The sequence below is a fragment of the Dietzia sp. CH92 genome, assembly GCF_032248695.1.
Lineage (GTDB): Bacteria > Actinomycetota > Actinomycetes > Mycobacteriales > Mycobacteriaceae > Dietzia.
The window spans coordinates 623,271-646,424 of the sequence record NZ_JAVHXC010000001.1 but is presented as its reverse complement, the minus strand read 5'-3'; the positions used below and the strand labels follow the sequence as shown (position 1 = coordinate 646,424).

Annotated in this window: 22 protein-coding genes; 16 read left to right on the top strand and 6 right to left on the bottom strand. The window is 71.0% G+C overall.

Annotation, left to right across the window (positions count from 1 at the left end; translation table 11 throughout):
* Nucleotides 1–22 precede the first annotated feature (22 nt).
* The 8 genes from RWK90_RS03075 to RWK90_RS03040 all read left to right on the top strand — a co-directional run bounded on the left by RWK90_RS03075 (nt 23) and on the right by RWK90_RS03040 (nt 7,631).
* A complete protein-coding gene (locus tag RWK90_RS03075; RefSeq protein ID WP_314034542.1) occupies nt 23–1,252 on the top strand; it encodes an acyl-CoA dehydrogenase family protein in 1,230 nt (409 codons plus the stop codon).
* Nucleotides 1,249–2,013 (top strand): glucose 1-dehydrogenase, encoded by a 765-nt coding sequence (locus tag RWK90_RS03070; RefSeq protein WP_314034540.1) that lies wholly within the window; start codon nt 1,249–1,251, stop codon nt 2,011–2,013. The genes RWK90_RS03075 and RWK90_RS03070 overlap by 4 nt, the downstream gene beginning before the upstream one ends.
* 1 nt (nt 2,014) lies before the next feature.
* Nucleotides 2,015–2,779, top strand: coding sequence for an SDR family oxidoreductase (locus RWK90_RS03065; protein WP_314034538.1), 765 nt, complete (start codon nt 2,015–2,017; stop codon nt 2,777–2,779).
* A complete protein-coding gene (locus tag RWK90_RS03060; protein ID WP_314034536.1) occupies nt 2,776–3,843 on the top strand; it encodes an NAD(P)-dependent alcohol dehydrogenase in 1,068 nt (355 codons plus the stop codon). Before RWK90_RS03065 ends, RWK90_RS03060 begins: the two co-directional genes overlap by 4 nt.
* A gap of 118 nt (nt 3,844–3,961) precedes the next feature.
* A complete protein-coding gene (locus RWK90_RS03055; RefSeq protein ID WP_314034534.1) occupies nt 3,962–5,464 on the top strand; it encodes a class I adenylate-forming enzyme family protein in 1,503 nt (500 codons plus the stop codon).
* Between the two features lie 96 nt (nt 5,465–5,560).
* Entirely contained in the window at nt 5,561–6,181 is a 621-nt protein-coding gene (locus RWK90_RS03050) for a TetR/AcrR family transcriptional regulator (RefSeq protein ID WP_063971985.1), read from the top strand.
* A gap of 77 nt (nt 6,182–6,258) precedes the next feature.
* Nucleotides 6,259–6,579, top strand: coding sequence for an EthD domain-containing protein (locus tag RWK90_RS03045; RefSeq protein WP_063971986.1), 321 nt, complete (start codon nt 6,259–6,261; stop codon nt 6,577–6,579).
* Nucleotides 6,580–6,581: 2 nt separating this feature from the next.
* Nucleotides 6,582–7,631, top strand: coding sequence for an MBL fold metallo-hydrolase (locus RWK90_RS03040; RefSeq protein WP_314034531.1), 1,050 nt, complete (start codon nt 6,582–6,584; stop codon nt 7,629–7,631).
* A 61-nt stretch (nt 7,632–7,692) separates the two neighbouring features.
* Here the strand turns inward: RWK90_RS03040 and RWK90_RS03035 are convergent, their stop codons facing one another.
* Nucleotides 7,693–8,442, bottom strand: a complete 750-nt coding sequence (locus tag RWK90_RS03035) for an SDR family oxidoreductase (RefSeq protein ID WP_314034529.1) — start codon at nt 8,440–8,442, stop codon at nt 7,693–7,695.
* Between the two features lie 85 nt (nt 8,443–8,527).
* Nucleotides 8,528–8,989: a MaoC family dehydratase gene (locus tag RWK90_RS03030; RefSeq protein WP_314034527.1), complete on the bottom strand. Its 462-nt coding sequence runs from the start codon at nt 8,987–8,989 to the stop codon at nt 8,528–8,530.
* 69 nt (nt 8,990–9,058) lie between these two features.
* Between RWK90_RS03030 and RWK90_RS03025 the strand changes: the two genes are divergently transcribed.
* On the top strand, nt 9,059–9,793 hold the full coding sequence (locus RWK90_RS03025; protein WP_314034525.1) for a LysR family transcriptional regulator substrate-binding protein: 735 nt from the start codon (nt 9,059–9,061) through the stop codon (nt 9,791–9,793).
* A gap of 54 nt (nt 9,794–9,847) precedes the next feature.
* On the opposite strand, the gene RWK90_RS03020 is transcribed toward RWK90_RS03025, so the two are convergent.
* Nucleotides 9,848–10,474 carry a TetR/AcrR family transcriptional regulator gene (locus RWK90_RS03020; protein ID WP_063971991.1) on the bottom strand — a complete coding sequence of 209 codons (627 nt, stop codon included), beginning with the start codon at nt 10,472–10,474 and terminating at the stop codon, nt 9,848–9,850.
* 112 nt (nt 10,475–10,586) lie between these two features.
* Between RWK90_RS03020 and RWK90_RS03015 the strand changes: the two genes are divergently transcribed.
* From RWK90_RS03015 to RWK90_RS02990, 6 genes are all read left to right on the top strand, one after another.
* A complete protein-coding gene (locus RWK90_RS03015) occupies nt 10,587–12,254 on the top strand; it encodes an AMP-binding protein (RefSeq protein WP_314034522.1) in 1,668 nt (555 codons plus the stop codon).
* A 41-nt stretch (nt 12,255–12,295) separates the two neighbouring features.
* On the top strand, nt 12,296–13,648 hold the full coding sequence (locus RWK90_RS03010) for an MFS transporter (protein ID WP_314034520.1): 1,353 nt from the start codon (nt 12,296–12,298) through the stop codon (nt 13,646–13,648).
* Between the two features lie 52 nt (nt 13,649–13,700).
* On the top strand, nt 13,701–14,774 hold the full coding sequence (locus RWK90_RS03005; protein ID WP_314034518.1) for a phosphotransferase family protein: 1,074 nt from the start codon (nt 13,701–13,703) through the stop codon (nt 14,772–14,774).
* A 77-nt stretch (nt 14,775–14,851) separates the two neighbouring features.
* Nucleotides 14,852–15,613: a glucose 1-dehydrogenase gene (locus RWK90_RS03000; RefSeq protein WP_314034772.1), complete on the top strand. Its 762-nt coding sequence runs from the start codon at nt 14,852–14,854 to the stop codon at nt 15,611–15,613.
* 38 nt (nt 15,614–15,651) lie between these two features.
* Nucleotides 15,652–16,857 carry an acyl-CoA dehydrogenase family protein gene (locus RWK90_RS02995; RefSeq protein WP_314034516.1) on the top strand — a complete coding sequence of 402 codons (1,206 nt, stop codon included), beginning with the start codon at nt 15,652–15,654 and terminating at the stop codon, nt 16,855–16,857.
* A 70-nt stretch (nt 16,858–16,927) separates the two neighbouring features.
* Entirely contained in the window at nt 16,928–18,070 is a 1,143-nt protein-coding gene (locus RWK90_RS02990) for an acetyl-CoA C-acyltransferase (protein ID WP_314034515.1), read from the top strand.
* 125 nt (nt 18,071–18,195) lie between these two features.
* Here the strand turns inward: RWK90_RS02990 and RWK90_RS02985 are convergent, their stop codons facing one another.
* The 3 genes from RWK90_RS02985 to RWK90_RS02975 all read right to left on the bottom strand — a co-directional run bounded on the left by RWK90_RS02985 (nt 18,196) and on the right by RWK90_RS02975 (nt 21,841).
* A complete protein-coding gene (locus RWK90_RS02985) occupies nt 18,196–19,299 on the bottom strand; it encodes a zinc-binding dehydrogenase (protein ID WP_314034513.1) in 1,104 nt (367 codons plus the stop codon).
* Nucleotides 19,300–19,442: 143 nt separating this feature from the next.
* Nucleotides 19,443–20,630 carry an acyl-CoA dehydrogenase family protein gene (locus tag RWK90_RS02980; RefSeq protein WP_314034511.1) on the bottom strand — a complete coding sequence of 396 codons (1,188 nt, stop codon included), beginning with the start codon at nt 20,628–20,630 and terminating at the stop codon, nt 19,443–19,445.
* Nucleotides 20,627–21,841 carry a CoA transferase gene (locus RWK90_RS02975; protein ID WP_314034509.1) on the bottom strand — a complete coding sequence of 405 codons (1,215 nt, stop codon included), beginning with the start codon at nt 21,839–21,841 and terminating at the stop codon, nt 20,627–20,629. The genes RWK90_RS02980 and RWK90_RS02975 overlap by 4 nt, the downstream gene beginning before the upstream one ends.
* Before the next feature lie 99 nt (nt 21,842–21,940).
* Here RWK90_RS02975 and RWK90_RS02970 point away from each other — a divergent pair, with 99 nt between their 5' ends.
* Nucleotides 21,941–23,131, top strand: a complete 1,191-nt coding sequence (locus RWK90_RS02970) for an acyl-CoA dehydrogenase family protein (protein WP_314034507.1) — start codon at nt 21,941–21,943, stop codon at nt 23,129–23,131.
* The last annotated feature ends 23 nt before the right edge of the window (nt 23,132–23,154 follow it).

Here is a 23,154-nt window from a genome sequence, read left to right as displayed (position 1 = left end):
CACCCCAGAAACGAGACAGACGATGGATTTCGCGTATTCCCCGCGGACGGCGGAACTCGCCGAGAAGCTGCACGTGTTCATGGACGAACACGTGTACCCGGCCGAGGCGGTGTACGACCGCCAGATCGCCGAGAACGAGAATCCGCACGAGCAGCCACAGATCATGCGCGATCTGCAGCGCATCGCCCGCGAGCAGGGCCTGTGGAACCTCTTCATGGCCCACGGTGACCTCGGTGCCGGTCTGACGAACCTCGAGTACGCCCCGCTGGCGGAGATCGTCGGCCGCTCGCTCATCGGCAACGAGGCGATCAACTGCTCGGCCCCGGACACCGGGAACATGGAGATCCTCGCGCTGTACGGCACGCCAGAGCAGAAGAAGCAGTGGCTCGAGCCCCTGCTGAACTGCGAGATCCGGTCGGCTTTCGCGATGACCGAGCCCGCGGTGGCGAGCTCGGACGCCACCAACGTCTCGACGAGCATCGTGCGCGACGGTGACGAGTACGTCATCAACGGCCGGAAGTGGTACGCCTCCGGCGTCATCGACCCGGACTGCAAGCTCATGATCGTCATGGGCAAGTCGGACCCCGGGGCACCGACCTACCGTCAGCAGTCGATGATCCTCGTCCCGAAGGACACCGAGGGCGTCACCGTCGTGCGCGACCTGCCGATGCTCGGCTACCACGATCGGCTCGGCCACGGCGAGGTCCTCTTCGAGAACGTCCGCGTCCCCGCCTCCAACATGCTCGGTGAGGAGGGCGGCGGGTTCGCGATCGCCCAGGGCCGGCTCGGGCCGGGACGCATGCACTACGCGATGCGCGGGATCGGGATCGCCGAGCGGGCGCTGCAGATGATGTGCCAACGCGCCCAGGACAGGGTCGCCTTCGGTGAGCCCCTGGCCGAGCGCGGCGTCGTCCGCGAGTGGATCGCCCGCAGCCGGATCGAGATCGACCAGATCCGCCTGCTCACCTTCCAGGCCGCCTGGATCATGGACACCCAGGGCAACGCCGCCGCGCGCTCGCAGGTCGCCGCGATCAAGATCAGTGCCATGGAGACCGCCCACCGGGTCGTCGACCGGGCGATCCAGACCTACGGCGCCGCGGGCGTGAGCGACGACAACGTCCTCGGCCGGTTCTACGCGCTCACCAGGGCGCTGCAGATCGCCGACGGGCCCACCGAGGTCCACCTGCGCACGATGGCGCGTCTGGAACTGAAGAAGTACACCCCGTCCACCACGTCGGAGGTCACGGCATGAGCACCACCACCCCTCTCCTCGCCGGCAAGGTCGCCCTCGTGACCGGGGCGACCCGCGGGCTCGGCCGGGCCATGGCACAGGCCCTGTCGGAGGCCGGGGCGACCGTGATCGTCTCCAGCCGGAAGGCCGACCAGTGCGAGGCCGTCGCCCGCGAGATCACCGAGGCGACCGGCACAGCGGCGCACCCTCTCGCCCTGCACGTGGGGGACTGGGACGCCATCGAGCCGGCCGTGGACGCGATCATCGCCGAGCACGGGTCGCTGGACGTCGTGGTCAACAACGCCGGCATCGCCCCGCTCGCGCCGACCTCCCTCGACGTGACCCAGGGGCTCTTCGCCAAGACGATCGAGGTCAACCTCCAGGGACCGTTCCGTCTCATGGCGGTGGCCGGTGACCGGATGGTGAAGGCCGGGGGCGGCTCGATCATCAACATCTCCAGCATCGGGGCCGAGCGGCCCAGTCCGCAGGAGGCGACCTACGCCGCGGCCAAGAACGGGCTCAACGCCCTCACCCGGGCGTTCGCCCAGGAGTACGCGCCCACCGTCCGGGTCAACTGCATCATGCCGGGGGCCTTCGCCTCCGACATGGCGGCCGACTGGGACTCCGAGTTCCTCGGGCTGGTGACGAACCGGCTGCCCGCCGGCCGGCTCGGCGATCCCCGCGAGCTCGCCGGGATGGTCGTCCACCTCGCATCCGACCAGGCCGGCTACACCACCGGCGCGCTGATCCCGGTCGACGGTGGACGGACGGCGGTGTACTGAGATGGTCACACCCGCAGAGATGTTCGACCTCACCGGCCGGGTGGCCGTGGTGACCGGCGCCTCCTCGGGGCTGGGTGACGGGTTCGCCCGGACCCTCGCCGCCGCCGGGGCGACGGTCGTGGCGGCGGCACGCCGCGCGGACCGCCTCGCCGCGCTGGCAGCCGACGTGCCCTCCGTCATCCCCGTCGAGTGCGACATCACCGTCGCGGACGACCGCGAGCGCCTCATCGCCACCGCGACCGGCATCAACGGTGCCGTGGACGTCCTGGTCAACAACGCCGGCCGGCCAGGACCGCCCGACGCGCTCACGGAATCCGCCGAGGAGTTCGACGACATCCTGCGCGTCAACCTCACCTCGGGATTCCACCTGTCAGTGGCCGCCGTGAGGGCGCTGCCCGAGGACCGGGAGATGTCGATCATCAACGTCTCGTCGGTGGTCGGACTCGTCTCCACCGCGCCCATCGGGGGCGCCGGCTACGCGGCCAGCAAGTCCGCCGTCATCGGCACCACCCGCGAGCTCGCCGGGCAGTGGGGGCGTCGCGGGGTGCGGGTCAACGCCGTGGTCCCGGGATGGTTCGATACGGAGATGACCGACGGGCTCTTCACGAACGACAAGTCCGCCGGCTGGGTCCGCCGGAACTCGATGCTCGGCCGGGGCGGTCGGGCCGGAGAGGTCGACGGCGCGGTGCTCTTCCTCGCCTCGGACGCCTCGAGCTACGTCACCGGCCACGTCCTCACCGTGGACGGTGGGTGGACCGCGCGATGACCGGGACGACGGGGACCGCCGACCTGCCCGAGACGATGCGGGCGGTCCGCCTGCACGAGTGGGGCTCGACCCCCACTCTCGACCGGGTCCCCGTCCCCACTCCAGGCCCCGGTCAGGTGCTGCTGCGGGTGGACGCCGCCGGGTTGTGCCACTCGGACCTGCACATCATGGACTCGCCCGCCGGGGTCCTGCCGTACGAGTTGCCGTTCACCCTCGGTCACGAGGTGGTCGGCACCGTCGTCGCGGTCGGGGACGACCGGGACGGGTCCTGGCTGGGGCGCACGTGCGGTGTCCACGGGGTGTGGTCGTGCGGCGAGTGCCGTAAGTGCCGGAGCGGTCGCGACAACTACTGCGTCGAGCTGACCGGCCCCATCGGGGGAGGGACGGGGTTCGACGGCGGACTCGCCGACTACATGCTCGTCCCGTCGACCCGCCACCTGGTGGAGGTCGACCCGGCCGCCGGCCCGGCCCTCGCGCCGCTGACGGACGCCGGGCTCACCGCCTATCACGCCGTCGTCGCCCAGCCGGTCGACCCGCACGGGGCGATCGTGGTGGTGATCGGCATCGGCGGACTCGGCCACCTCGCGCTCCAGGTACTCGCCGCGCGGTCGCCGGAGGTGGTGATCGCGGTGGATCCGCGCGCCGCCGCCCGCGATCTCGGGCTCCGGCTGGGGGCTCACCACGCGGTCGAGTCGGTCGACGAGGCCCGTGCGCTCGTCGACGAGATATCCGGCGGGACCGGAGCGGACCTCGTCATGGACTTCGTCGGGGCCCCCGAGACCCTCGACGCCGCCCCCAGCCTCATGGCGACCGGAGCCGCGTTGGCCGTGGTGGGATCCGCGGGCGGTCGGTTGGCCGTCGACAAGACCGGCTCCGTACCCCGCGGGTGGCGCGTCGCCGCACCGTTCTGGGGTCCCCACCATCACCTGCAGGAGGTCTTCGACCTGGCCACCGCAGGGAGCCTGAGCGCGGTGGTGGAGGAGAGGGGCCTGGACGGCGTCCTCGAGGCGTATGAGGATCTGCGTCACGGCCGGGCATCCGGTCGCCTCGTCGTCGTCCCCTGATCGCTCACCCGGATCCCCCACTGCACCGGCCCCACAGCACCGGCCCCCACCGCGCCACACCCTCCGACCCGCGTCCCCGCCCGCGGTTCCCACCCACAACCTCCAGGAGAACGTCACCATGAAGCAGTTGGCCCGCGACGTCGTCGAACGCGCCGCCCGCACCCCCGACGCCCTCGCCGTCGTGGACGGCGACGGGGCACACACGATCGACGAGGTCGTGCGCGCCGCCCGTACGCTCGCGGAGCTGCTGGACTCCGCGGCGGACGGCCCGTCGACCGTCCTCATCCGCGCGGACAATTCGTGGCGGACCGTCGCGGCCGCGGTCGCGGTGGGCCTGTCCGGCGGGATGCTCGCCGTGATGAGCGGTCACGCGACGCGATCCGAGTTCGACATCGCCATGGAGGACCTCCAGCCCGACATCGTGGTGGCCGATCCCCACGCCGCAGAGGTGTGGGGGGTGACGGAGCAGGGCTTCGTCACCGCCGGCGAGGCGCTGGACGGGTGGGGCGTCCACGGGCCGGCAGACGGGGTCTCCCGGGGCGTCGCGAGGTGGAACGGCGGAGCCGTCGCGGCCATGACCTCCGGGTCCACCGGGCGACCCAAGTGCGTCATCCAGACCGAGGACGCCCTGCGCTACGCCGGGCGGTCGACCATCGAGGCCGTCGGTCTGGAACCCGGTGACGCCGTGGGTGCCCTGGTGCCGCTCTCCTCGGCCGCCGCGATCTGCTTCGGGATGTACCTGCCCGCGATGCTCGACGGGCCGATGGTCGCGTCCGAGAAGTGGAACCCCGAGGCGGCGGTCGCGCTCCTGCGCGAGCACCGGGTGGCCTGGACGATGCTCGTGCCGACCATGGCGCTGCAGCTCACGCTCGTCGACGGCGCAGACGGGGCGCTGTCGGCCATGAAGGCGATGACGGTCGGTGGCGGTCCGATGAGCCAGAACTCCCTGCGGGGCGCGGAGGTCAAGCTGGGCACGACCCTGCTGCGGGTGTTCGGGATGTCCGAGTGCCTGGGCCACACCACGCCGTCCCCGTCCGACGATGCCGAGACCCGGCTGGGACGCGACGGACGGCCGTTCCCCGGAACCGAGGTGCGCGTGGTGGGCGAGGACGGAGCGGTGCTGGGCGCCGGTGAGATCGGATCCCTGCAGGTGAAGGGGCCGTCGCTGTTCCTCGGATACGCCCGCGGGGGAGTGCCGGTGGCGCCCGACGTCAACGCCGAGGGGTTCCTGGCGACGGGGGACCGCGCCCTCATCCACGACGACGGGAGCGTGAGCATCCGCGGCCGGGAGAAGGACCTCATCATCCGCGGAGGGCGGAACATCGACATCAACGAGGTGGAGGACGCCCTCGCGGCGATCCCCGGCATCCACCAGGTGTGTGTGGTCCCTGTGCCCGACCCCGTCCTCGGGGAGCGCGCGGCGGCCCTGGTGGTGTCCGAGCGTGAGGCGCTGAGCCTGGACGAGATCCGCCACCACCTCGAGGCGGCGGACTTCCCCAAGTTCAAGTGGCCGGAGTACGTCCGGACGGTGAGCGCGCTCCCGCAGTCCCGGGTGGGCAAGCTCGACCGCCGCGGCGCCGCGACGCTCGCCGCCGAGCTCGTCGCCGGCGAGCAGGGATGAGATCGAGCGCCCGGCGCGGTTACCCGAAGACCTTATGAGCTGAACTCACTTTCGCATAACCTGGACCGAATACACCTACCACGGGGGGAACTCGCGATGGCGGTCACGACCAAGGCCAAGACGGACGGACCACGTTCCAAGAGGAAGGTGATCCTCGACGCCGCCGTGGCCAACTTCGGCAGCGTCGGATACGAGCACACCAAGTGGGCGACGGTCGCCAGCGAGGTGGGTATCGGGCAGACGGCGCTGTACCACTACTTCGAGTCCAAGGCCCATTGCCTGCTCACCATCATGAGCACGGAACTCGAGCGGTACCACGAGCGGTTCTCCGTGGCCGTGGACGATGCGTCCGACGCCGAGACGGCGCTGAGGGCGGCCATCGCCAGCGCGTATGACATCACGGAGACCGAGGCGCTGCAGGCGCGCATCCTCCTGCACCACATCGACATGCTCGCCACCCCGCGCTCCTCGGCGCGCGAGGAGGAGGAGCGGGTTCGTGCGCGGGAGCTGGTCCGGGTGGTCGAGCGGGACTGGAGCGGGCTGCTCGGACGCGGTATGGACTCCGGTGAATTCCCCCGGCGCGACGAGGTGGAGCTCGGTCGATTCGTCCTGGGCCTGATCAACTCGGTGTGGAACTGGTACCGACCGGGCGGGGACCGTTCGTTGTCGGAGATCGCCCAGTCCGTCACCGACGCCTGCGTACGGCTGGTGCACTGACCCGATCCGCCTCGGACGGAGGTGGTCGGTGCTACCGTGGCCTATGAATCTGAAGTGAATTCAACTATGGAGGAACGATGTACAACCTCATCGTCATGGCGTCGAAGCCCTCGGAATGGACTCACGAGCAGTTCATCGAGTGGTGGCGTGGCGAGCACGCCGACGTGACCTACCCGCTGCCGGGGCTACGACGCTGGTCCCACACGGCGGTCAAGGAGAACGGCGGCAACAAGCACTCGCTCGGCTGGGACGGCGTGTCGGTGCTCAGCTTCGACTCGAAGGAGGCCTACGACGCCATGCTCGAGAGCCCCGAATGGGCCAGGGCCGCAGAACACGTCGGTTCGATGGGGGGCCGCGCCATCATGGTGATGGGCGAGGAACAGGTCATGGTGTCCTAGCCATGACCACGACGACGGACTGGACGGAGATCGGCTGCCACCCGGTGGCCGAGCGGATCCACCGCATCCCCCTGCCGATGCCGGGGGACGGGCTCCGCGCGATCAACGTCTACGTCGTCGAGGGGCCGGACGGCGTCTCGCTCGTCGACGCCGGGTGGAACGTGCCCGGCAACCTGGAGATCCTCCGGGCGGGCCTGCGCTCGATCGACGTCGGGCTCAGCGAGATCACGGACGTCCACGTCACCCACATCCACCGCGACCACTACACGATGGGACCGGAGCTGCGGCGGGTCGTGGGTGCGCGGATCCACCTGGGTGTCGGAGAGTCCCCGGGGCTGGCCGCGCTGCGGGATCTGGCGAACACCGTGCCGGCCGACTCCCTCCTGCAGCTGCGCAGAGCGGGTGCGCCCGGTATCGCCAGTGCCGCCCGCGAGCAGGCGCTGACGGAGACCTGGCTGGAGCGCGACTGGGAGCTCCCGGACGAGTGGACCGACGAAGGGCCGGTGGTGATCGGCGGCCGCCCGATGACGGCGACCGTGACGGCCGGCCACACCAAGGGGCACCTGGTGTTCGACGACCCCGGCTCGGGCGTCACCTTCACCGGCGACCACGTCCTGCCCCGGATCTCCCCGTCGATCGGCTTCGAGCTGGGCGGGTGGGACAACCCGCTCGGCGCCTACCTGAGTTCTCTCGAGGCGATGTTGGACCGGCCGGATTCGCTCATGCTCCCCGCGCACGGCGCGGTGGGGGGAAGCGTGCACGCCCGGGTCCGCGAACTCCTCGCTCACCACGACGCCCGCCTCGACGCGACCCGCCGGGCCGTGGCGTCGAGTCCCGGCGCGACCGGGCTGCAGGTGGCGCAGGCCCTGCCGTGGACCCGCAGGGAGCGCGCGTTCACCTCGCTCGACGATTTCAACCAGATGATCGCGGTGTGCGAGACGATGGCGCACCTGGACGTGCTGCTCGAGCGCGGCGAGGTCATCGCGGATTCGTCGGAACCCGTGGGCGGTGGCGTCGCGGACGAGGGGATCGAGCGCTACGTGGTGGCGTGATCATCCGGGGTGGCCGGAGCCGTCGGGCCCGCGGGGGGAGTCCCCCGCGGGCCCGCTCCCGTCAGCGGGCGGTCCACCCGCCGTCGGCGTAGACCTCGGTGCCGGTCATGAATCCGGCGTCGTCGCTGGCGAGGAAGGCCACGCAGCCGGCGATCTCCTCCGGGGTGCCCAGCCGCCCCATCGGGGTGTTGGCGAGCATGCCCCGGTGACGCTCCGAGCCCTCGTACCGCTCCAGCAGCTGGGGGGTCTCGATGAAACCCGGGTGCAGGGAGTTCACGCGCACACCGCTGGTCGCCCAGTGGATCGCCGCGTTCTTGGTCATGGTCCGCACCGCGCCCTTGGCGGCGTGGTAGGCGAAGCTGTTGCCGAAGCCGCCGACACTGCCGAGGATCGAGCAGACGTTGACGACCGCACCGCCTCCCGTGCGCTCGATCGCGCCCCCGGCGTGTTTCATGCCGAGCCACACGCCGGTCTGGTCCACGTCGATCACGCGCTGCCAGTGTTCGGGGCTCTCGTCCTCGAGCGTCTTGATACTCCCGATGGCGGCGTTGTTGACCAGGGCGTCGAGCCGGCCGTGCGCCTCGAGGGTGCGCTCCACCGCGGTCTCCCAGTCGGATTCGGCGGCGACGTCCAACTCTGCCGTGAGGTGGGGGCGGGGCGGGAGCGAGGCGACGACGTCGTCGAGGGGGGTGCCGGGGAGATCGGCGACGACGACGACGGCGCCCTCGGCCGCGAGCCGGCGGCAGATCTGTGTGCCGATGCCGCCGGTCGCGCCGGTGACGAGGACGATTCTGTCGGTGAAGCGGTCCATGGGGGCCCTTTCCGGCGTGTGCGCCGTGATGGTGGGTGGTCACCCGGGGTGGGGTGGGTGGGGAAACGTGTGTCGCCGGTCAGGATCAGCCGGGGAAGGCGATCATGAGCGACTCGGCCACGCAGGCCGGCGCGTTCCGGCCCTCGACCTCGATCGTGTAGTGCACGCAGCCGAGCACGCCCCCGTCCGAGGCGTCCCGCGTCCACGCGACCCGGCCGCGGGCGCGAACCCGGTCTCCGGGGCGGACGTAGGACGGGAAGCGCACACGGTCGAGGCCGTAGTTGATCGCCCGGCCGACCCCGTCGAACGTGAAGAGGTCCGAGCTCAGGCGGGGGATCAGGGACAGCGTGAGGTAGCCGTGGGCGACGGTCGTCCCGAGATCGGTGGCGCCCGCCCTGTCGGGATCGATGTGAATCCACTGCCAGTCCTCGGTGACGTCCGCGAAGGCGTCGATGCGGTTCTGGTCGACGGTGAACCAGTCGCCGACGCCGAGGTCGAGTCCGGCGGCGTCGCGGAACTCGTCCACTGTCGTGAAGGTATGGGTCAAGGCATCTCCTGTCGACGGCTCCTTACCGCACTGAATTTAGTTCAGTTGGTGACAGGTTACCTTTAGAGGGTGAATGACCAGAGCGGTTCCGCGGGTGCCCGTCTGTCGATCGGATACGTTCCCGGGGTCCAGCCCGACAAGTGGCTCACCCGGTGGCGGGAACGGAACCCGGACGTGCAGATCACGGCGCGGCGCGCGGCCGACCCGCGGGCAGAGCTGGCCCGGTCCGCCGGGGAAGACGGGTTCGACGTCATCTTCTTCCGCGAACCGGAGGACGCGCCCCGCTCGGCGCCGCCGGGCCTGCTGCGCGTACCGCTGTACACCGAGACCATGGCGGTGCTCGCCGGGAAGGACCACGAGCTCGGGGCCTTCGACGTGCTCGGTGCGGCTGACCTGGACGGCGAGCGCTGGCTGGACGCGTTGGACGCGGTCGCGGCGACGCCGGAGGAGGTGTCCGCCGCGGTCGACCTGGTCGCCGCGGGTGTGGGGCTGCTGGTGCTGCCCCTGCCCTATGCGCGGTCGCTGAGTCGGCGGGACATCGTGGTCCGGCCGTTCGACGGTGTCCCCGCCACGCGGATGGGGATCGCGTGGGCGCCCGAGCGGGAGGGCGATGCGCTCATCGACGAGTTCGTCGGAATCGTGCGGGGCCGCACCGCCGCCACGACCCGGGGCGCGGGGGAGCAGCCGCGTGAGAAGCGCACCGCCCGCGAGAAGACGGCGGCGAAGGCGCGGGCGAGAGCCGAGCGCGGAACGCGGCCGGCGGAACGGGGCACGTCCCCGGTGCGGGGCAAGCGGAGGCGCTGACCAGGCGGGAGTCACGGGGGGTTCCCGGTTCTGGTGGTCGCGACGCCCGGCGGGTCAGTGGGCGGCCGCGCCGACCATCCGGCGGGCGAACTCGACGTGGCGGCACACCACGTCGTCCGCGCTCAGCGGCCCGTCGGGTCGGTACCAGTTCGCGATCGACACGCACAGCGAGGCGATCGCGCGCGCGGCGTCCTCGGGGTACTCGCACGAGAAGTCGCCGGACTCGACACCCGCGCGGATGGCGTCCTCGATCATCGCCTGCTGGGCGTCGCGCTGTGCCACGTGATGGGCGCGTACCTCGGGATCCATGCTGCGCATCTCGGTGGAGGCGACGAAGGCCTGGTCGCGCCGCGCCATGTGGAAGCGGGCCAGGCATTCCACCACGTTCTCGAACCGGGTGACCGGATCGTCGCCCGCATCATCAGCGGCCGCCGCGGTGTTCCCGAGCATCTCGGCCATCGCGGCGTCGACCAGGGCGGCGAGGATCGCCTGCTTCGAACGGTAGTGGTGGTAGAGGCCGGGCACCGACAGTCCGGCGGCCTCGGCGATCATCCGGATCGAGGCCCCGTGATACCCGTGGCGCGCGAACACCCCCAGCGCGGCGCGTAGGGGAGGGGAGAGCGCGTCATCCCCGAACTCGCGCCAGTTCGCCGTGGTCGCGATCTCCTCGCTCATCTCCATCACCCTATAACCGCCCTCCGCTTGACACCGAATGTGGTGTGGGCAACACTATGGCACACCGAGCGATCGCTCGGTCGGCTACGTCGGAACCGGCGCTGACGGGAGGAGCGAGATGAGTCAGAGCGACCCGCGACCATGGCGGGAGCTGTACCGTCCAGGGCTCGACGAGAGCGCGGTGGCGCGACGTTCGACACTGGTCGAGGCGTGGCGCGAGCGCGTCGCCGCCGCGCCGGAGCGGGCGGCGATCGCCTACTTCGACACCGAGCTGTCCGCGCGCGAGGTCGACGCGATGTCCGACGCGCTGGCCACGGCGCTCCAGGTCCGCGGCGTGGCGCCGGGTGACCGAGTGGGCATCCACCTGCAGAACATCCCCCAGTACGCCCTGGCGATGCTCGCGCTGTGGAAGATCGGCGCGGCCGCTGTGGTGCTCAACCCCATGTACTTCGGCCGCGAGCTGCGACTCCCGGTCGCCGACTCCGGAGCGGTGGGGATCATCGCCACCGACCGTGACGTCCCGGCGATCCGGGACGCCGTGACCGGCACGGACGTCGCGTGGGTCGTCAGCACCGACGAGCGCGATCTGCAGACGCGGAACGACTCCCGCGCATTCGGCGACGACCTGCCGGCGGAACCCTCGGCGGACGGCGACCTCGTCGACCTGATCCGTCAGTTCGAGGGCCGCACGCCCGAATCGGTCCCGGTCACGCCCGAGGACCTGGCGCTGCTCACGTACACGTCGGGCACCACCGGGCCGCCCAAGGGTGCCATGAACTCCCACGGCAACGTCGTCGCGGTGGCGCGGAGCTTCGCCGACTTCGTCGACGTGGCGCCGGGGGACGTCGTCCTGGCCATCGCCCCGCTGTTCCACATCACGGGTGCCGTCATCAACGCCACGCTCGCCCTCGTCGGCGACGCGACCCTCGTCTTCGCGGGCCGCTTCCGGCCCGAGGTCGTTCTCGACGCGTTCCGCGAGCACGGCGTGACGTTCACGATCGGTTCGATCACCGCCTACAACGCGCTCATGCGCCTGGACGACGCGGGCCCTGAGCACTTCGCGGCGGTCAAGACCCTCTACAGCGGCGGCGCCCCGATCCCCCCGTCGACGGTCGAGCGGTTCGCCGAGCGGTTCGGGCACTACATCCACAACGGCTACGGCATGACGGAGACGACGTCCGGTGTCATCGCCGTCCCGCCGGGCCTGCGGGCGCCGGTCGACGAGGCGAGCGGCACCCTGTCGATCGGCGTGCCGTTGCCCGGGATCGACGCCGAGGTCGTCGGCCCCGACGACACGCCCGTCGCACCGGGCGAGCAGGGCGAGCTCGTCCTGTCCGGGCCACAGATCGTCTCCGGCTACTGGCGCAACGAGGAGGCCACCGCCGCGACCATGCCCGCCGGGCGGCTGCACACCGGAGACGTCGCCGTCATGGACGCCGCCGGCTGGGTCTACCTCGTCGACCGCCTCAAGGACCAGATCAACGCCTCCGGGTACAAGGTCTGGCCGCGCGAGGTCGAGGACGCCCTCTACGAGCACGACGCGGTGTTCGAGGCCGCCGTCGTGGGACTGCCCGACGAGTACCGCGGGGAGAAGGTCGCCGCGTTCGTCTCGCTCAAGGCCGGCCGCACGGCCACCGAGGACGAGCTCATCGCGTTCGCCGCCGACCGTCTGGCCGCCTACAAGCGGCCGGCCGAGATCCACCTCGTCCCCGAGCTGCCCAAGACCCAGACCGGGAAGATCCGTCGTCGCGAACTCCGCGACGCGCACGCCCCCGACCGTCCGTGACCACCACCCCGATCGACCCCTCAGACCGAAGGACACACGACATGGCCGACGCCACCCTGAACCCCGGCGACGCCGGAGGCACCGCCGCCGGCACCGCCGCTCCCGTGCGGCCCGCCAAGGGCAACCGCGGGAACATCCGGTCGCTCGCGGCGAGCACGACCGGGCAGCTCTTCGAGTGGTACGAGTGGACCGCGTACGCGGTGTTCGCTCCCTACATCGCCGCCGCGATGTTCAACAACGACAACCCGGTCTCGGCGCTGTTGGCAACTCTGGCCGTCTTCGCCGTCGGCTTCCTCATGCGCCCGCTCGGCGGGATCGTGTTCGGCCGGATCGCCGACGTCAAGGGGCGCAAGTTCGTCCTCATCACCACCATGCTCATGATGGCCGGCGCGAGCCTGCTCATCGGCCTGCTGCCGACCTACGGCGCGCTCGGGATCGTCGCCTCCGGCCTGCTGCTCCTGTGCCGCATGGTCCAGGGCTTCGCCCACGGGGGCGAGTCGGCGACCGCCTACAGCTACGTCGCCGAGATCGCGCCCCCGCACCGTCGTGGCATGTGGGGCAGTCTCGTGTTCGTCGCCATCATGGGCGGCACGGTGATCGCCTACGGCATCGGCGGCGGCATCACCGCCGTGCTGTCCGAGAGCGCGGTGGGCGAGTGGGGCTGGCGCGTGCCGTTCCTGCTCGGCGCCGTCTTCGCGCTGTTCGTGCTGTACCTGCGCCGCGGCATGGAGGAGTCCGACGTCTTCGACAAGGCCGCGGCCGTGGCCGAGGCGTCCGGCACCACCGTCACGTTCTCCCGGCGCAAGCTGGCCGGCGCGATCGCCCTGGTCGTGGCCATGGTCTCCGGCATCACGGTCGCGCACTACACGTGGAGCTCGTACGCCTCGACGTTCGCCATCACGCAGCGTGACATGGACTCCGAGTCCGCGTTCTGGATGATCTTCGCCAGCCAGCTCATCGCCCTGTGCACCCTGCCGCTGTGGGGCCTGCTCTCGGACCACATCGGCCGTCGCCCGGTGATCTTCATCTTCGGTGTCGGCACCATCATCACCACTCCCGTGCTGATGGGGATGATCGACGAGCGCCCGTGGACGCTGTTCGTGGCCTCGCTCATCGCGATGACGTTCGTCGCGGCCGCCGGGTCGATCCTGTCCTCGTTCATGTCCGAGGCGTTCCCCACCAAGATGCGCACCGCCGGCATCGGGTTCGCCTACTCCCTGTCGGTCGCCGTGTTCGGCGGCAGCGCCCCGTACCTCAACGCCCAGTTCATCGAGTGGGACCTGTACTGGATGATCAGCGCCTACATCATCGCCCTGTGCGTGTGCACGATGATCGCCACCGCCGTCATGAAGGAGACCCGGGGCCACGACCTGCACCGGGTCGGACAGCACTGACCCGTTCATGACAACGCCCACCCGCCCGCCCACCAAGCGCGAGGATCCCTGTATGACCACATCATCGTCCGAGTCGACGGGCCTGCCCCTCGACCAGTTGCTCCGCCCCGACATCGTGGGCCCGAGGCTCGTCGAGGCCACGGGCGACCGGGCGTGGGCCGACTTCGACGCCGAGCTCATCGCCGGAGGCAAGTCGAACCTCACGTTCACGCTCCGCTCCGACGCGGGCGAGCTGATCCTGCGGCGCCCGCCGACCGGGGAGCTGCTGCCGAGCGCCCACGACATGGGGCGCGAGGCGCGCATCCAGCTCGGTCTCGCGGGCACCGACGTACCGGTGGCGAAGGTGGTGCTCAACGAGACCACCGGTGAGGACCTGGGCGTGCCGTACTACGTGATGGAGAAGGTGGTCGGCCACGTCATCCGTGACGTGTTGCCGCCGGGCTTCGCCGAGTCCGACGACGACAAGGCGGCCATGGCCGACGCCCAGATCGATGCCCTGGTCGCGCTCCACGCCGTGGACCAGGAGGCGGTCGGCCTGGGTGATCTCGGTCGCCCGGAGGGTTATCTGGAGCGGCAGATCCGACGCTGGCTGGGCCAGTCGGAGAAGTCCAGTGAGTCCGTCCGGGCCGAGCGCCTGCCCGACCTGGCGGCCCGTCTGCGCGAGAGCATGCCCACCTCGCCGTCGTCGCGGATCACCCACGGTGACTACCGCCTGGACAACTACGTCGTGGACCCCGACGACCCGGGTCGCATCAAGGCGATCCTCGACTGGGAGCTGTCCACCCTCGGCGATCCCGTCGCCGACCTCGCACAGACGGTCCTGTACTGGGGCGACCCCGAGGGGCCGACGGTGCCGCTGATCCCCACCATCACCACCGAGCCCGGCTGGCCCGGTCCGCAGCGACTCCTCGACCGGTACTGCGACGCGACCGGCACGGACCCGTCCCAGATGCCCTGGTACCTGGCGTTCGCCACCTTCAAGTTCGCGGCGATCGCCCAGGGCGTCGCGACCCGCTCGGAGTCCGGCGCCATGGCCGGACAGGACTTCGGCGACATCGGCCCGCAGATCCGCGAGCTCGTCGACCACGGCCACTCCATCCTCGACTCCCGGAAAGGGGCCCAGTGATGACCGACCCGACCCCCGGCGCCGCAGCCCCCGGTGCGCCGGCCCCCGTCGACCCGCGCACGGGACCGCAGTCGGCGGTGCCCGTCCTGGACCGGTTCCGGCTGGACGGCCGCGTCGCCGTGATCACCGGCGCGTCCTCCGGCCTCGGGGCGGGGTTCGCCCGCGCGCTGTCCTCGGCCGGCGCGACCGTCGTGCTCGCCGCCCGGCGCCGCGACCGGCTCGAGGCCCTCGCTGAGGAGCTCCGCGGGGCCGGCGGCACCGCCTCGACCGTGGCCTGCGACGTGGCCGACCCCGACGCCTGCGCGGCGATGGTCCGTACAGCCGTGGACACCCACGGCCGCATCGACGTCCTGGTCAACAACGCCGGACTCGGCACCGCCGTGCCCGCCCTCAAGGAGACGCCCGAACAGTTCCGCGGTGTGGTCGACGTCAACCTCAACGGCGCGTACTGGGCGGCCAAGGAGTGCGCTGCGGTGATGGAGCCCGGCTCCAGCATCGTCAACGTCGCCAGCGTGCTGGGCCTGACCGCCGGCTTCGCGCCCCAGGCCGCCTACTCGGCGACGAAGGCGGCCGTCCTCGGACTGACCCGCGACCTGGCCCACCAGTGGGGGAGCCGCCGCGGCATCCGCGTCAACGCCCTCGCCCCCGGGTACTTCGCCTCCGAGATGACCGACGAGATCCCCGAGCAGATGCTCGCGGACATCACCGGCAGCACCATCTTCGGGCGGCTCGGGCAGCAGGCCGAACTCGACTCCGCGCTGGTCTTCCTCGCCTCCGACGCCTCGTCCTTCATCACCGGCGCGACCCTCGTGGTCGACGGCGGGATGACACTGCACTGACCGCGTCCGCGTCCACAACCCCTACAGGAGTAGAAACAATGGAATTCGCTCACAGTCAGCGCAGCCTCGAGCTGCAGGAGAACATGTGGGAGTTCATGCGGGAGCACGTCTTCCCGGCCGAACCCGTGTGGTCGGCCTACCTGCGCGAGCACGGCGACAACGCCTACCCGCCGATCATGGAGGACCTCAAGGCCGAGGCCCGGCGCCGCGGCCTGTGGAACCTCTTCCTGCCCGAGTGGTCGGGCATCTCCAACCTCGAGTTCGCCGCCGTCTCCGAGATCACCGGCTGGTCGCCCGTGATAGCCCCCGAGGCGATCAACTCGCAGGCCCCCGACACCGGGAACATGGAGACCTTCCACCTGTTCGGCACCGACGAGCAGAAGGCGAAGTACCTCGAGCCGCTCAAGGAGGGGAAGATCCGCTCGGCGTACGCGATGACCGAGCCCGACGTCGCCTCCTCCGACGCGACCAATATCCAGACCGTCATCCGGCGCGAGGGCGACGAGTACGTCATCAACGGCCGCAAGTGGTGGATCACCGGCATCGCCGACACCCGCTGCGAGATCCTCATCGTGATGGGCAAGACCGACCCGGACGCCGAGACCCACCGACAGCAGTCCATGGTCCTCGTCCCGCGCGACACCCCGGGCCTGCGGATCGAGCGGAACCTCCCGCTGTTCGGCTACCAGGACCAGCACGGGCACTGCGAGTTGGTGTTCGACAACGTCCGGGTGCCCGCCGAGAACCTGCTCGGTGAGGAGGGCGCCGGCTTCGCGATCGCCCAGGCGCGTCTCGGGCCGGGCCGGATCCACCACGCGATGCGCGCCATCGGTATGGCCGAGCGGGCGCTCGCGCTCATGGTCGACCGCGCCAAGTCCCGCCACGCGTTCGGTGGCTCCCTGGCGAGCCAGGGCGTGGTCCAGGAGCACATCGCCAACTCGCGGATCGAGATCGACCAGGCGCGTCTGCAGGTCCAGCACTGCGCGTGGATGATCGACACCGTCGGCGCCAAGGACGCCCGTTTCGAGATCTCGGCGATCAAGGTGATCGCGCCGCAGGTGGCGTGCGCGGTCATCGACCGGGCCATCGAGGTCTTCGGCGGCGCCGGCGTCTCCGACGACACCCCGCTCGCGTACTTCTACGCGTGGGCGCGTGCCCTGCGCATCGTCGACGGGCCGGACGCCGTCCACCGTCGCACGATCGCGCGCGGCGAGCTGAAGAAGACCCCGCCGTACATCGGATAACCCTAGGATGTCCTACCAGTGGCCGGGGCGACCGGCGCCGGGGGACGCACGAGAGAGAAGGAAGAAGCACATGGGTGCAGTGATCGTGGAGGCCGTGCGCAGCGCGGTGGGTAAGCGCAAGGGTGGCCTCGCCGGGGTGCACCCGGCCGACCTGTCCGGCGTGGTGCTGAACGGGCTCGTCGAGCGGGCGGGGATCGACCCGGCGATCGTCGAGGACGTCATCTGGGGTTGTGTCACCCAGGCCGGTGAGCAGGCCGGTGACATCGCCCGGACCGCCGCCCTGTCCGCCGGGTGGCCCGAGACGGTCAACGGCGTGACGATCGACCGGCAGTGCGGGTCGTCCCAGCAGGCGTTGAGCTTCGCCGTCGCGGTGGTCGAGTCCGGGTACCACGACGTCGTCGTGGCCGGCGGCGTGGAGTCGATGACCCGCGTGCCGATGGGCTCGCACGTGTCCTCCGACTCGTTCCCCTACGGGCAGCAGTTCATGGACCGGTACAACGGCATCGCGCCCAATCAGGGTGTGGGCGCCGAGATGATCGCCGAGCGGTGGGGCTTCTCCCGCACCCAGCTCGACGAGTTCGCCGTGGCCTCGCACGAGAAGGCCGCTGCCGCGCAGGACGCAGGGTTCTTCGCCGGGCACATCTTGCCGGTGACCACCCCGGACGGCGTGTTCGACACGGACCAGGGGATCCGCCGCGGCAGCACCGTCGAGGGGCTCGCAGGGCTCAAGACCCCGTTCAAGGAGGACGGTGTCATCCACGCGGGCAACGCCTCGCAGATCTCCGACGGGTCGGCGGCGATCCTGGTGATGAGCGAGGAGGCGGCCGCGAAGTACGGCTGCACGCCGCTCGCTCGCGTGCACACCGCGACCCTCGCGGGTGACGACCCGGTCATCATGCTCACCGCTCCGATCCCGGCGACGGTCAAGGCCCTGCAGAAGTCGGGTCTGACGATCGACGACATCGGGGTCTTCGAGGTCAACGAGGCGTTCGCCTCCGTGCCGATGGCGTGGCTGGCCGACACGGGCGCCGACCCGGCCAAGCTCAACCCGAACGGCGGCGCGATCGCGCTCGGGCACCCGCTCGGCGGCTCCGGCGCGCGCATCTTCGCCGACCTCGTCCACCACATGAAGAACGAGGGCATCAAGTACGGCCTGCAGACGATGTGTGAGGGTGGCGGCCAGGCCAACGCCACCATCATCGAGCTGCTCTGACGGGCCCGACAAGCGAGCCTCGACCCCCGGTCCCCGCCACGATGGCGGTGGGCCGGGGGTCGAGCGCGTGTGCGAGGTCGGCGGCGGCCGCCGCACCGCTCGCCGCGGTTCGCCGGTGCTGGCGCTCAGTCGCCGGTGAGGACGATGGCGCGCCCCAGCACCTCGCCGCGGTCGAGGGCCTCGTAGGTCTGCGGCGCCTCCGTCAGCGGGACGCGGCGGGAGATGACCTGGCCGAGATCCAGCTTCCCCGCGGCCAGTAGTCGGATGAGCGCCGGCACATCCTGCCGGGCGCGGGCGCCGTACGAACCCTTGATCTGGATCTTCCGGCGGACGATGCGCGCCAGGTCGGCGTCCAGCGAGGTCCCGGCCGGCGGGATGCCCACCACGACGACGCGGCCGCCCTCGCGGGCGATCTCGGTGGCCTGGCGGGTCGTGACCGCCGAGCCGAGTGCTTCGAAGGCGGCGTCGACCCCGCGGCCGCCCGTGATCTCCATGACGGCGGCCGTCGCATCGGTCTGCGCCGAATTGATCGTGTGGGTGGCGCCCATACGGCGGGCGAGCGCGAGCTTGTCGTCGTCGACGTCGATCGCGATGACCGATTCCGCGCCGCTCACCGCGGACAGTTGGACGATGTTCTGGCCGACGCCGCCGACCGCCACCACCGCGACCGACTCGCCGGTGCGGACGTCGCCGACGTTGCGGACGGCCCCGTAGGCGGTGAACATCGAGCACCCGAGGATCGCCGAGTCCGTGAGATCGAGGTGATCGGGGAGGGGGAAGACCGCGGTCGCAGGGGTGACGCTGTACTCGGCCAGGCCGCCCATGGAGTACATGGACAGCGGTTCGCCGGAGGCCCGGCGCAGCCGGCTCTCGCCGTCATACAGGGTCCCGCGGAGGCGGTTGTACTCGAAGAACGTGGAGCAGATGTCCTCCATTCCGCGCGCGCAGTTCTCGCAATACCCGCACGGCATGATGAACGACCCCACCACCCGGTCACCGGGTCGGACGGTGGTCACCCCGGGGCCGACCTCGGCGACGATGCCCGAGATCTCGTGGCCGAGGACACCGGGCAGCGGGAAGCCGACCTCGCCCTTCATGACGTGTAGGTCCGTATGGCACACCCCGCAGGCGTGATTGTGGACGAGGACCTCGCCCTCCCGCGGCTCGGGGATCGGGATGTCCTCAATCACCAGCGGCGACCCGGTCTCTACACACACTGCGGCCTTCATGGCGCCGACTGTACGCAGGAGGCGCGGCGCTTCTCAGCAGATCCGGTGGGACTCAGTTGGTCCGGAGGGGCTCGGTCTTTCCCGAGAGGTTCAGTTCTCCGGAGGGCCCAGTATTCTGGAGGGGCTCAGCAGATCCGGGACACTCAGCTGATCCGACCGAGCAGTTCGTCGGAGATGATCCGCATCTGGATCTCGCTCGTCCCCTCGAAGATCCGGGTGAGGCGCGCGTCCCGCCAGTGCCGTTCCACCTGGAAGTCCGTGGTGTACCCGGCCCCGCCGTGGATCTGGATGCCCTGCGAGGTGACGCGCTCGGCCATCTCGGTCGCGACGAGTTTGCACATCGCCGCCTCGAGCGAGCACCGCCGCCCCGAGTCGATGGCGGTGGCCACCGAGTACATGAGCTGGCGGGCGGCCTCGATGTCCGCGGCCATCTTGGCGATCTGGAAGCGCAGGTACTGGAACTCGCCGATGGGCCGGCCGAACTGCTCGCGGGTCTTCACATAGGCGATCGAGTCCTCGAGCGCGGCGCGGGCGAGGCCGATGGCCCGCGCCGCGGTGTGGGCGCGGCCGACCTCGAGCCCGGACACGGCCAGATAGAAGCCCTTCCCCTCTTCGCCGAGCAGGGCCGAGGCCGGGACGCGGAAGTCGTCGAACGACAGCTCCCAGGTCTGCCAGCCGAAGTACCCGATCTTGCGCACGGGGTTGCCGGTGATGCCCGGCGGGAACCCCCCGCGCTCCTTCTCCACGAGGAAGGCGGAGATCCCACGGTGCGGCTTGTCGGGATCGCGGTGGGGGTCGGTCCGCGCGAAGAGCACGAGGTAGTCGGCCTGGTCGGCGTACGTGCACCACATCTTGGTGCCGTTCACGACCCACTCGTCCCCGTCGCGGACCGCCCGACACGAGATGTTGGCGACGTCGGACCCGGCTTCGGCTTCCGAGAGCGCGTACGCCCCCAGCCACTCGCCGCGCGCGACGCGGGGGAGCAGCCGGGCCTCCTGCTCGGCGGTGAACCCGCCGCCCATGCCGTTGCCGCGTGCCAGCAGGCCCGAGACGGACAACCATCCGCGGGCCAACTCCTCGGCGACGAGGCAGTACTCGAACACGCCGAGGCCCAGGCCGCCGTGCTCCTCGCCGATCATGATCCCGAAGAACCCGATGTCGGCCATCTTCTGCCGTAGTTCGTCGGGGATGTCGCCGCGTTCGGGGTCGAGTCGGTCGGCGACGGGCAGGACCTCCCGTGCGGTGAACTCGCGGGCCAGATCGCGGATCGCGAGACGTTCCGGCGTGAGGTGGACGGGGACGTCGTCGCGCGCGGTGGGCTTGTGGGTCATGCCAGTGATCCTCCGGTCGTCAGGCGGTCGGTGTCCGCTCCGAGTCGGGGCGCGGGCCCGGTGGTGAGGTGTGCGCCGTCGAAGGTGGCCGGGTGGGCGGCGGCCAAATACGGGCCGATGCCGGGTTGGTCGAGGCGGGAGAACAGCGGGTTGGCCTCGAGGTCCCCGTCGGAGACGACCTCGGCGAAGGTGCGGTACCGCTGGTGGAGGACCACCGACTCCGACAGCGCCCGGGCGACCTCGTCGGTCGTGTGGGCCGAGAACCAGCGGGCGAACAGGGCGGCGAGCACCTCGCGGTAGGAGTATCGGTCCGCCTCGGTGGAGAAGTCGGCACCGGTCGCGGTCTCGAGCGCGTCGACGGCCTCGCGGGATCCGGTCAGGCGCGCGAGATCGTGGAAATGTCGGGTCGTCAGGGCGACGATCATGAACCGCCCGCCGTCGCTGGTCGTGAAATCCGTACCGAACGTCCCGTAGACGTGGTTGCCCACCGCCGGACGGGAGGACCCGTCGAGTTGGGGCTCGGTCAGGTACCCGAGCGTGCCCGCGGTGGCCAACGCGACGTCGTCGAGCGGCAGGACGATGTGCCGCCCCCGCCCCGTCCGCTCACGGTCGCGGACCGCGGCGACCACGGCGAGGGCGGCGTGGAGCCCGGCGGCGACGTCCCAGGCGGGGAGGACGTGGTTGACCACCCGGCCGACGCCCTGCCCGGCGCCCCGCCCGCTGCTCTGCGCGTCGCCCTGCCCGGTGATGGCGGGGAAACCGAGGGAGGCGTTGACGGTGTAGTCCACCGCCGGTCGGCCGTCGCGCCGGCCGAGCAGTTCCAGGGTGATCACATCGGGCCGGACCGCGGACAGGACGTCGTGGCTCATCCAGTCGCGGCCGGCGGAGTTGGTCACGAGGATCCCGCCGCCCGCACCGGGCTCGGTGACGAGGTCGCGTAGCGACTGGCGGCCCGCGTCGGAGCGGAGGTCGAGCGTGACCGAGGCCTTGCCGCGGTTCAGGCCGGTCCAGTAGATGGACGTGCCGTCCGGCGCGACGGGCCAGCGGTCGACGTCGGCGGCCCCACCCACCGGATCGACCCGGATGACCTCGGCGCCTAGCTGGGCGAGCGTCAGTCCGCACAGGGGTGAGGCCACGAAACTCGACACCTCGACGACGCGGATGCCGTCGAGGGGAAGTCCCGCCCCCGCGGGAGGAGTCTGGTCCGTCATCGGTGCCTCCGTGGAAGAGGGGCGGTTGAGACACCCCGCAAACGATGATAATAGTTGCTAGCATACAAGCGACGCGCTGGAAGCGGCGGAAGGCGGGCGATGGACACGACGGCGGCCGACCCGGAGGTCTCCGGAGACGATTTCGCGGACATCCTCGCGACGACGCGTGACTACGTCCGCACGGTGGTGCTGCCGCGTGAACGGGAGATCGCCGACGCCGACGAGGTCCCGGCGGATATCCGCGCGGGGGTGGCCGACATGGGCCTGTTCGGTTACGCGATACCGCAGCGCTGGGGCGGCCTGGGGTTGGACCTGACGCAGGACGTCGAGTTGGCGATGGAGTTCGGCTACACGACCCTCGCGATGCGGTCCCTGTTCGGGACCAACAACGGGATCGCCGGGCAGGTGCTGGTGAACTTCGGGACGGACGAGCAGAAGGCGAGGTGGCTGGGGCCGATCGCCTCCGGGGAGGTGATCGCGTCGTTCGCCCTCACCGAGGACGGCGCAGGGTCGAGCCCGGCGGGACTGACCACCAAGGCGGTGCGCGACGGAGCCGACTGGGTGATCGACGGATCCAAGCGTTTCATCACCAACGCGCCGCTCGCGGGCCTGTTCGTCGTGTTCGCCCGGACCCGCCCGGCGGACGCCGACGGCACCGGCATCGCCGTCTTCCTCGTGCCCGCGGACACGCCGGGCGTGACGGTGGGGCCCAAGGACAGGAAGATGGGCCAGGAGGGAGCCTGGACCGCCGAGGTGAGCTTCCAGGGCGTCCGCGTCCCGCACGACGCCCTGGTCGGCGGCGATGAGGACGCGGGCTACCGGGCCGCGATGACCTCGCTCGCGCGGGGCCGCGTGCACATCGCCGCGTTGGCCGTGGGTGCCGCCCAGCGCGCGCTGGACGAGTCGCTCGCGCACGCCTCCACCGCCACCCAGGGCGGGAGGGTGATCGGCGAGTTCCAGCTGGTGCAGGCCATGCTGGCGGATATCCAGGTGGGGGTGATGGCGGGCCGGGCGATGGTCCGCGAGGCCGCCGCGAGGTATCACTCCGGTGAGGATCGCCGGATCGCCCCGTCGGCGGCGAAGCTCTACTGCACCGAGATGGTCGGTCGGGCCGCCGACCTCGCCGTGCAGATCCACGGTGGCAGCGGGTACATCCGCGGCGTCCCCGTCGAGCGGATCTACCGGGACGTCCGGCTGCTGCGCCTGTACGAGGGGACCAGCGAGATCCAGAGGCTCATCATCGGCGGCGGGCTCGTCCGGGCGACCACGCGGGCGGCGGGGACCCGGTGACCGCCGCGGGGTCGGTGGGTGGC

Bases quoted from the DNA above. Each gene is read 5' to 3' on its own strand.
- RWK90_RS03075 (WP_314034542.1), top strand. From the start codon at position 23: ATGGATTTCGCGTATTCCCCGCGGACGGCGGAACTCGCCGAGAAGCTG.
- RWK90_RS03070 (WP_314034540.1), top strand. From the start codon at position 1,249: ATGAGCACCACCACCCCTCTCCTCGCCGGCAAGGTCGCCCTCGTGACC.
- RWK90_RS03065 (WP_314034538.1), top strand. From the start codon at position 2,015: ATGGTCACACCCGCAGAGATGTTCGACCTCACCGGCCGGGTGGCCGTG.
- RWK90_RS03060 (WP_314034536.1), top strand. From the start codon at position 2,776: ATGACCGGGACGACGGGGACCGCCGACCTGCCCGAGACGATGCGGGCG.
- RWK90_RS03055 (WP_314034534.1), top strand. From the start codon at position 3,962: ATGAAGCAGTTGGCCCGCGACGTCGTCGAACGCGCCGCCCGCACCCCC.
- RWK90_RS03050 (WP_063971985.1), top strand. From the start codon at position 5,561: ATGGCGGTCACGACCAAGGCCAAGACGGACGGACCACGTTCCAAGAGG.
- RWK90_RS03045 (WP_063971986.1), top strand. From the start codon at position 6,259: ATGTACAACCTCATCGTCATGGCGTCGAAGCCCTCGGAATGGACTCAC.
- RWK90_RS03040 (WP_314034531.1), top strand. From the start codon at position 6,582: ATGACCACGACGACGGACTGGACGGAGATCGGCTGCCACCCGGTGGCC.
- RWK90_RS03035 (WP_314034529.1), bottom strand. From the start codon at position 8,442: ATGGACCGCTTCACCGACAGAATCGTCCTCGTCACCGGCGCGACCGGC.
- RWK90_RS03020 (WP_063971991.1), bottom strand. From the start codon at position 10,474: ATGGAGATGAGCGAGGAGATCGCGACCACGGCGAACTGGCGCGAGTTC.
- RWK90_RS03015 (WP_314034522.1), top strand. From the start codon at position 10,587: ATGAGTCAGAGCGACCCGCGACCATGGCGGGAGCTGTACCGTCCAGGG.
- RWK90_RS03010 (WP_314034520.1), top strand. From the start codon at position 12,296: ATGGCCGACGCCACCCTGAACCCCGGCGACGCCGGAGGCACCGCCGCC.
- RWK90_RS03005 (WP_314034518.1), top strand. From the start codon at position 13,701: ATGACCACATCATCGTCCGAGTCGACGGGCCTGCCCCTCGACCAGTTG.
- RWK90_RS02995 (WP_314034516.1), top strand. From the start codon at position 15,652: ATGGAATTCGCTCACAGTCAGCGCAGCCTCGAGCTGCAGGAGAACATG.
- RWK90_RS02990 (WP_314034515.1), top strand. From the start codon at position 16,928: ATGGGTGCAGTGATCGTGGAGGCCGTGCGCAGCGCGGTGGGTAAGCGC.
- RWK90_RS02985 (WP_314034513.1), bottom strand. From the start codon at position 19,299: ATGAAGGCCGCAGTGTGTGTAGAGACCGGGTCGCCGCTGGTGATTGAG.
- RWK90_RS02980 (WP_314034511.1), bottom strand. From the start codon at position 20,630: ATGACCCACAAGCCCACCGCGCGCGACGACGTCCCCGTCCACCTCACG.
- RWK90_RS02975 (WP_314034509.1), bottom strand. From the start codon at position 21,841: ATGACGGACCAGACTCCTCCCGCGGGGGCGGGACTTCCCCTCGACGGC.
- RWK90_RS02970 (WP_314034507.1), top strand. From the start codon at position 21,941: ATGGACACGACGGCGGCCGACCCGGAGGTCTCCGGAGACGATTTCGCG.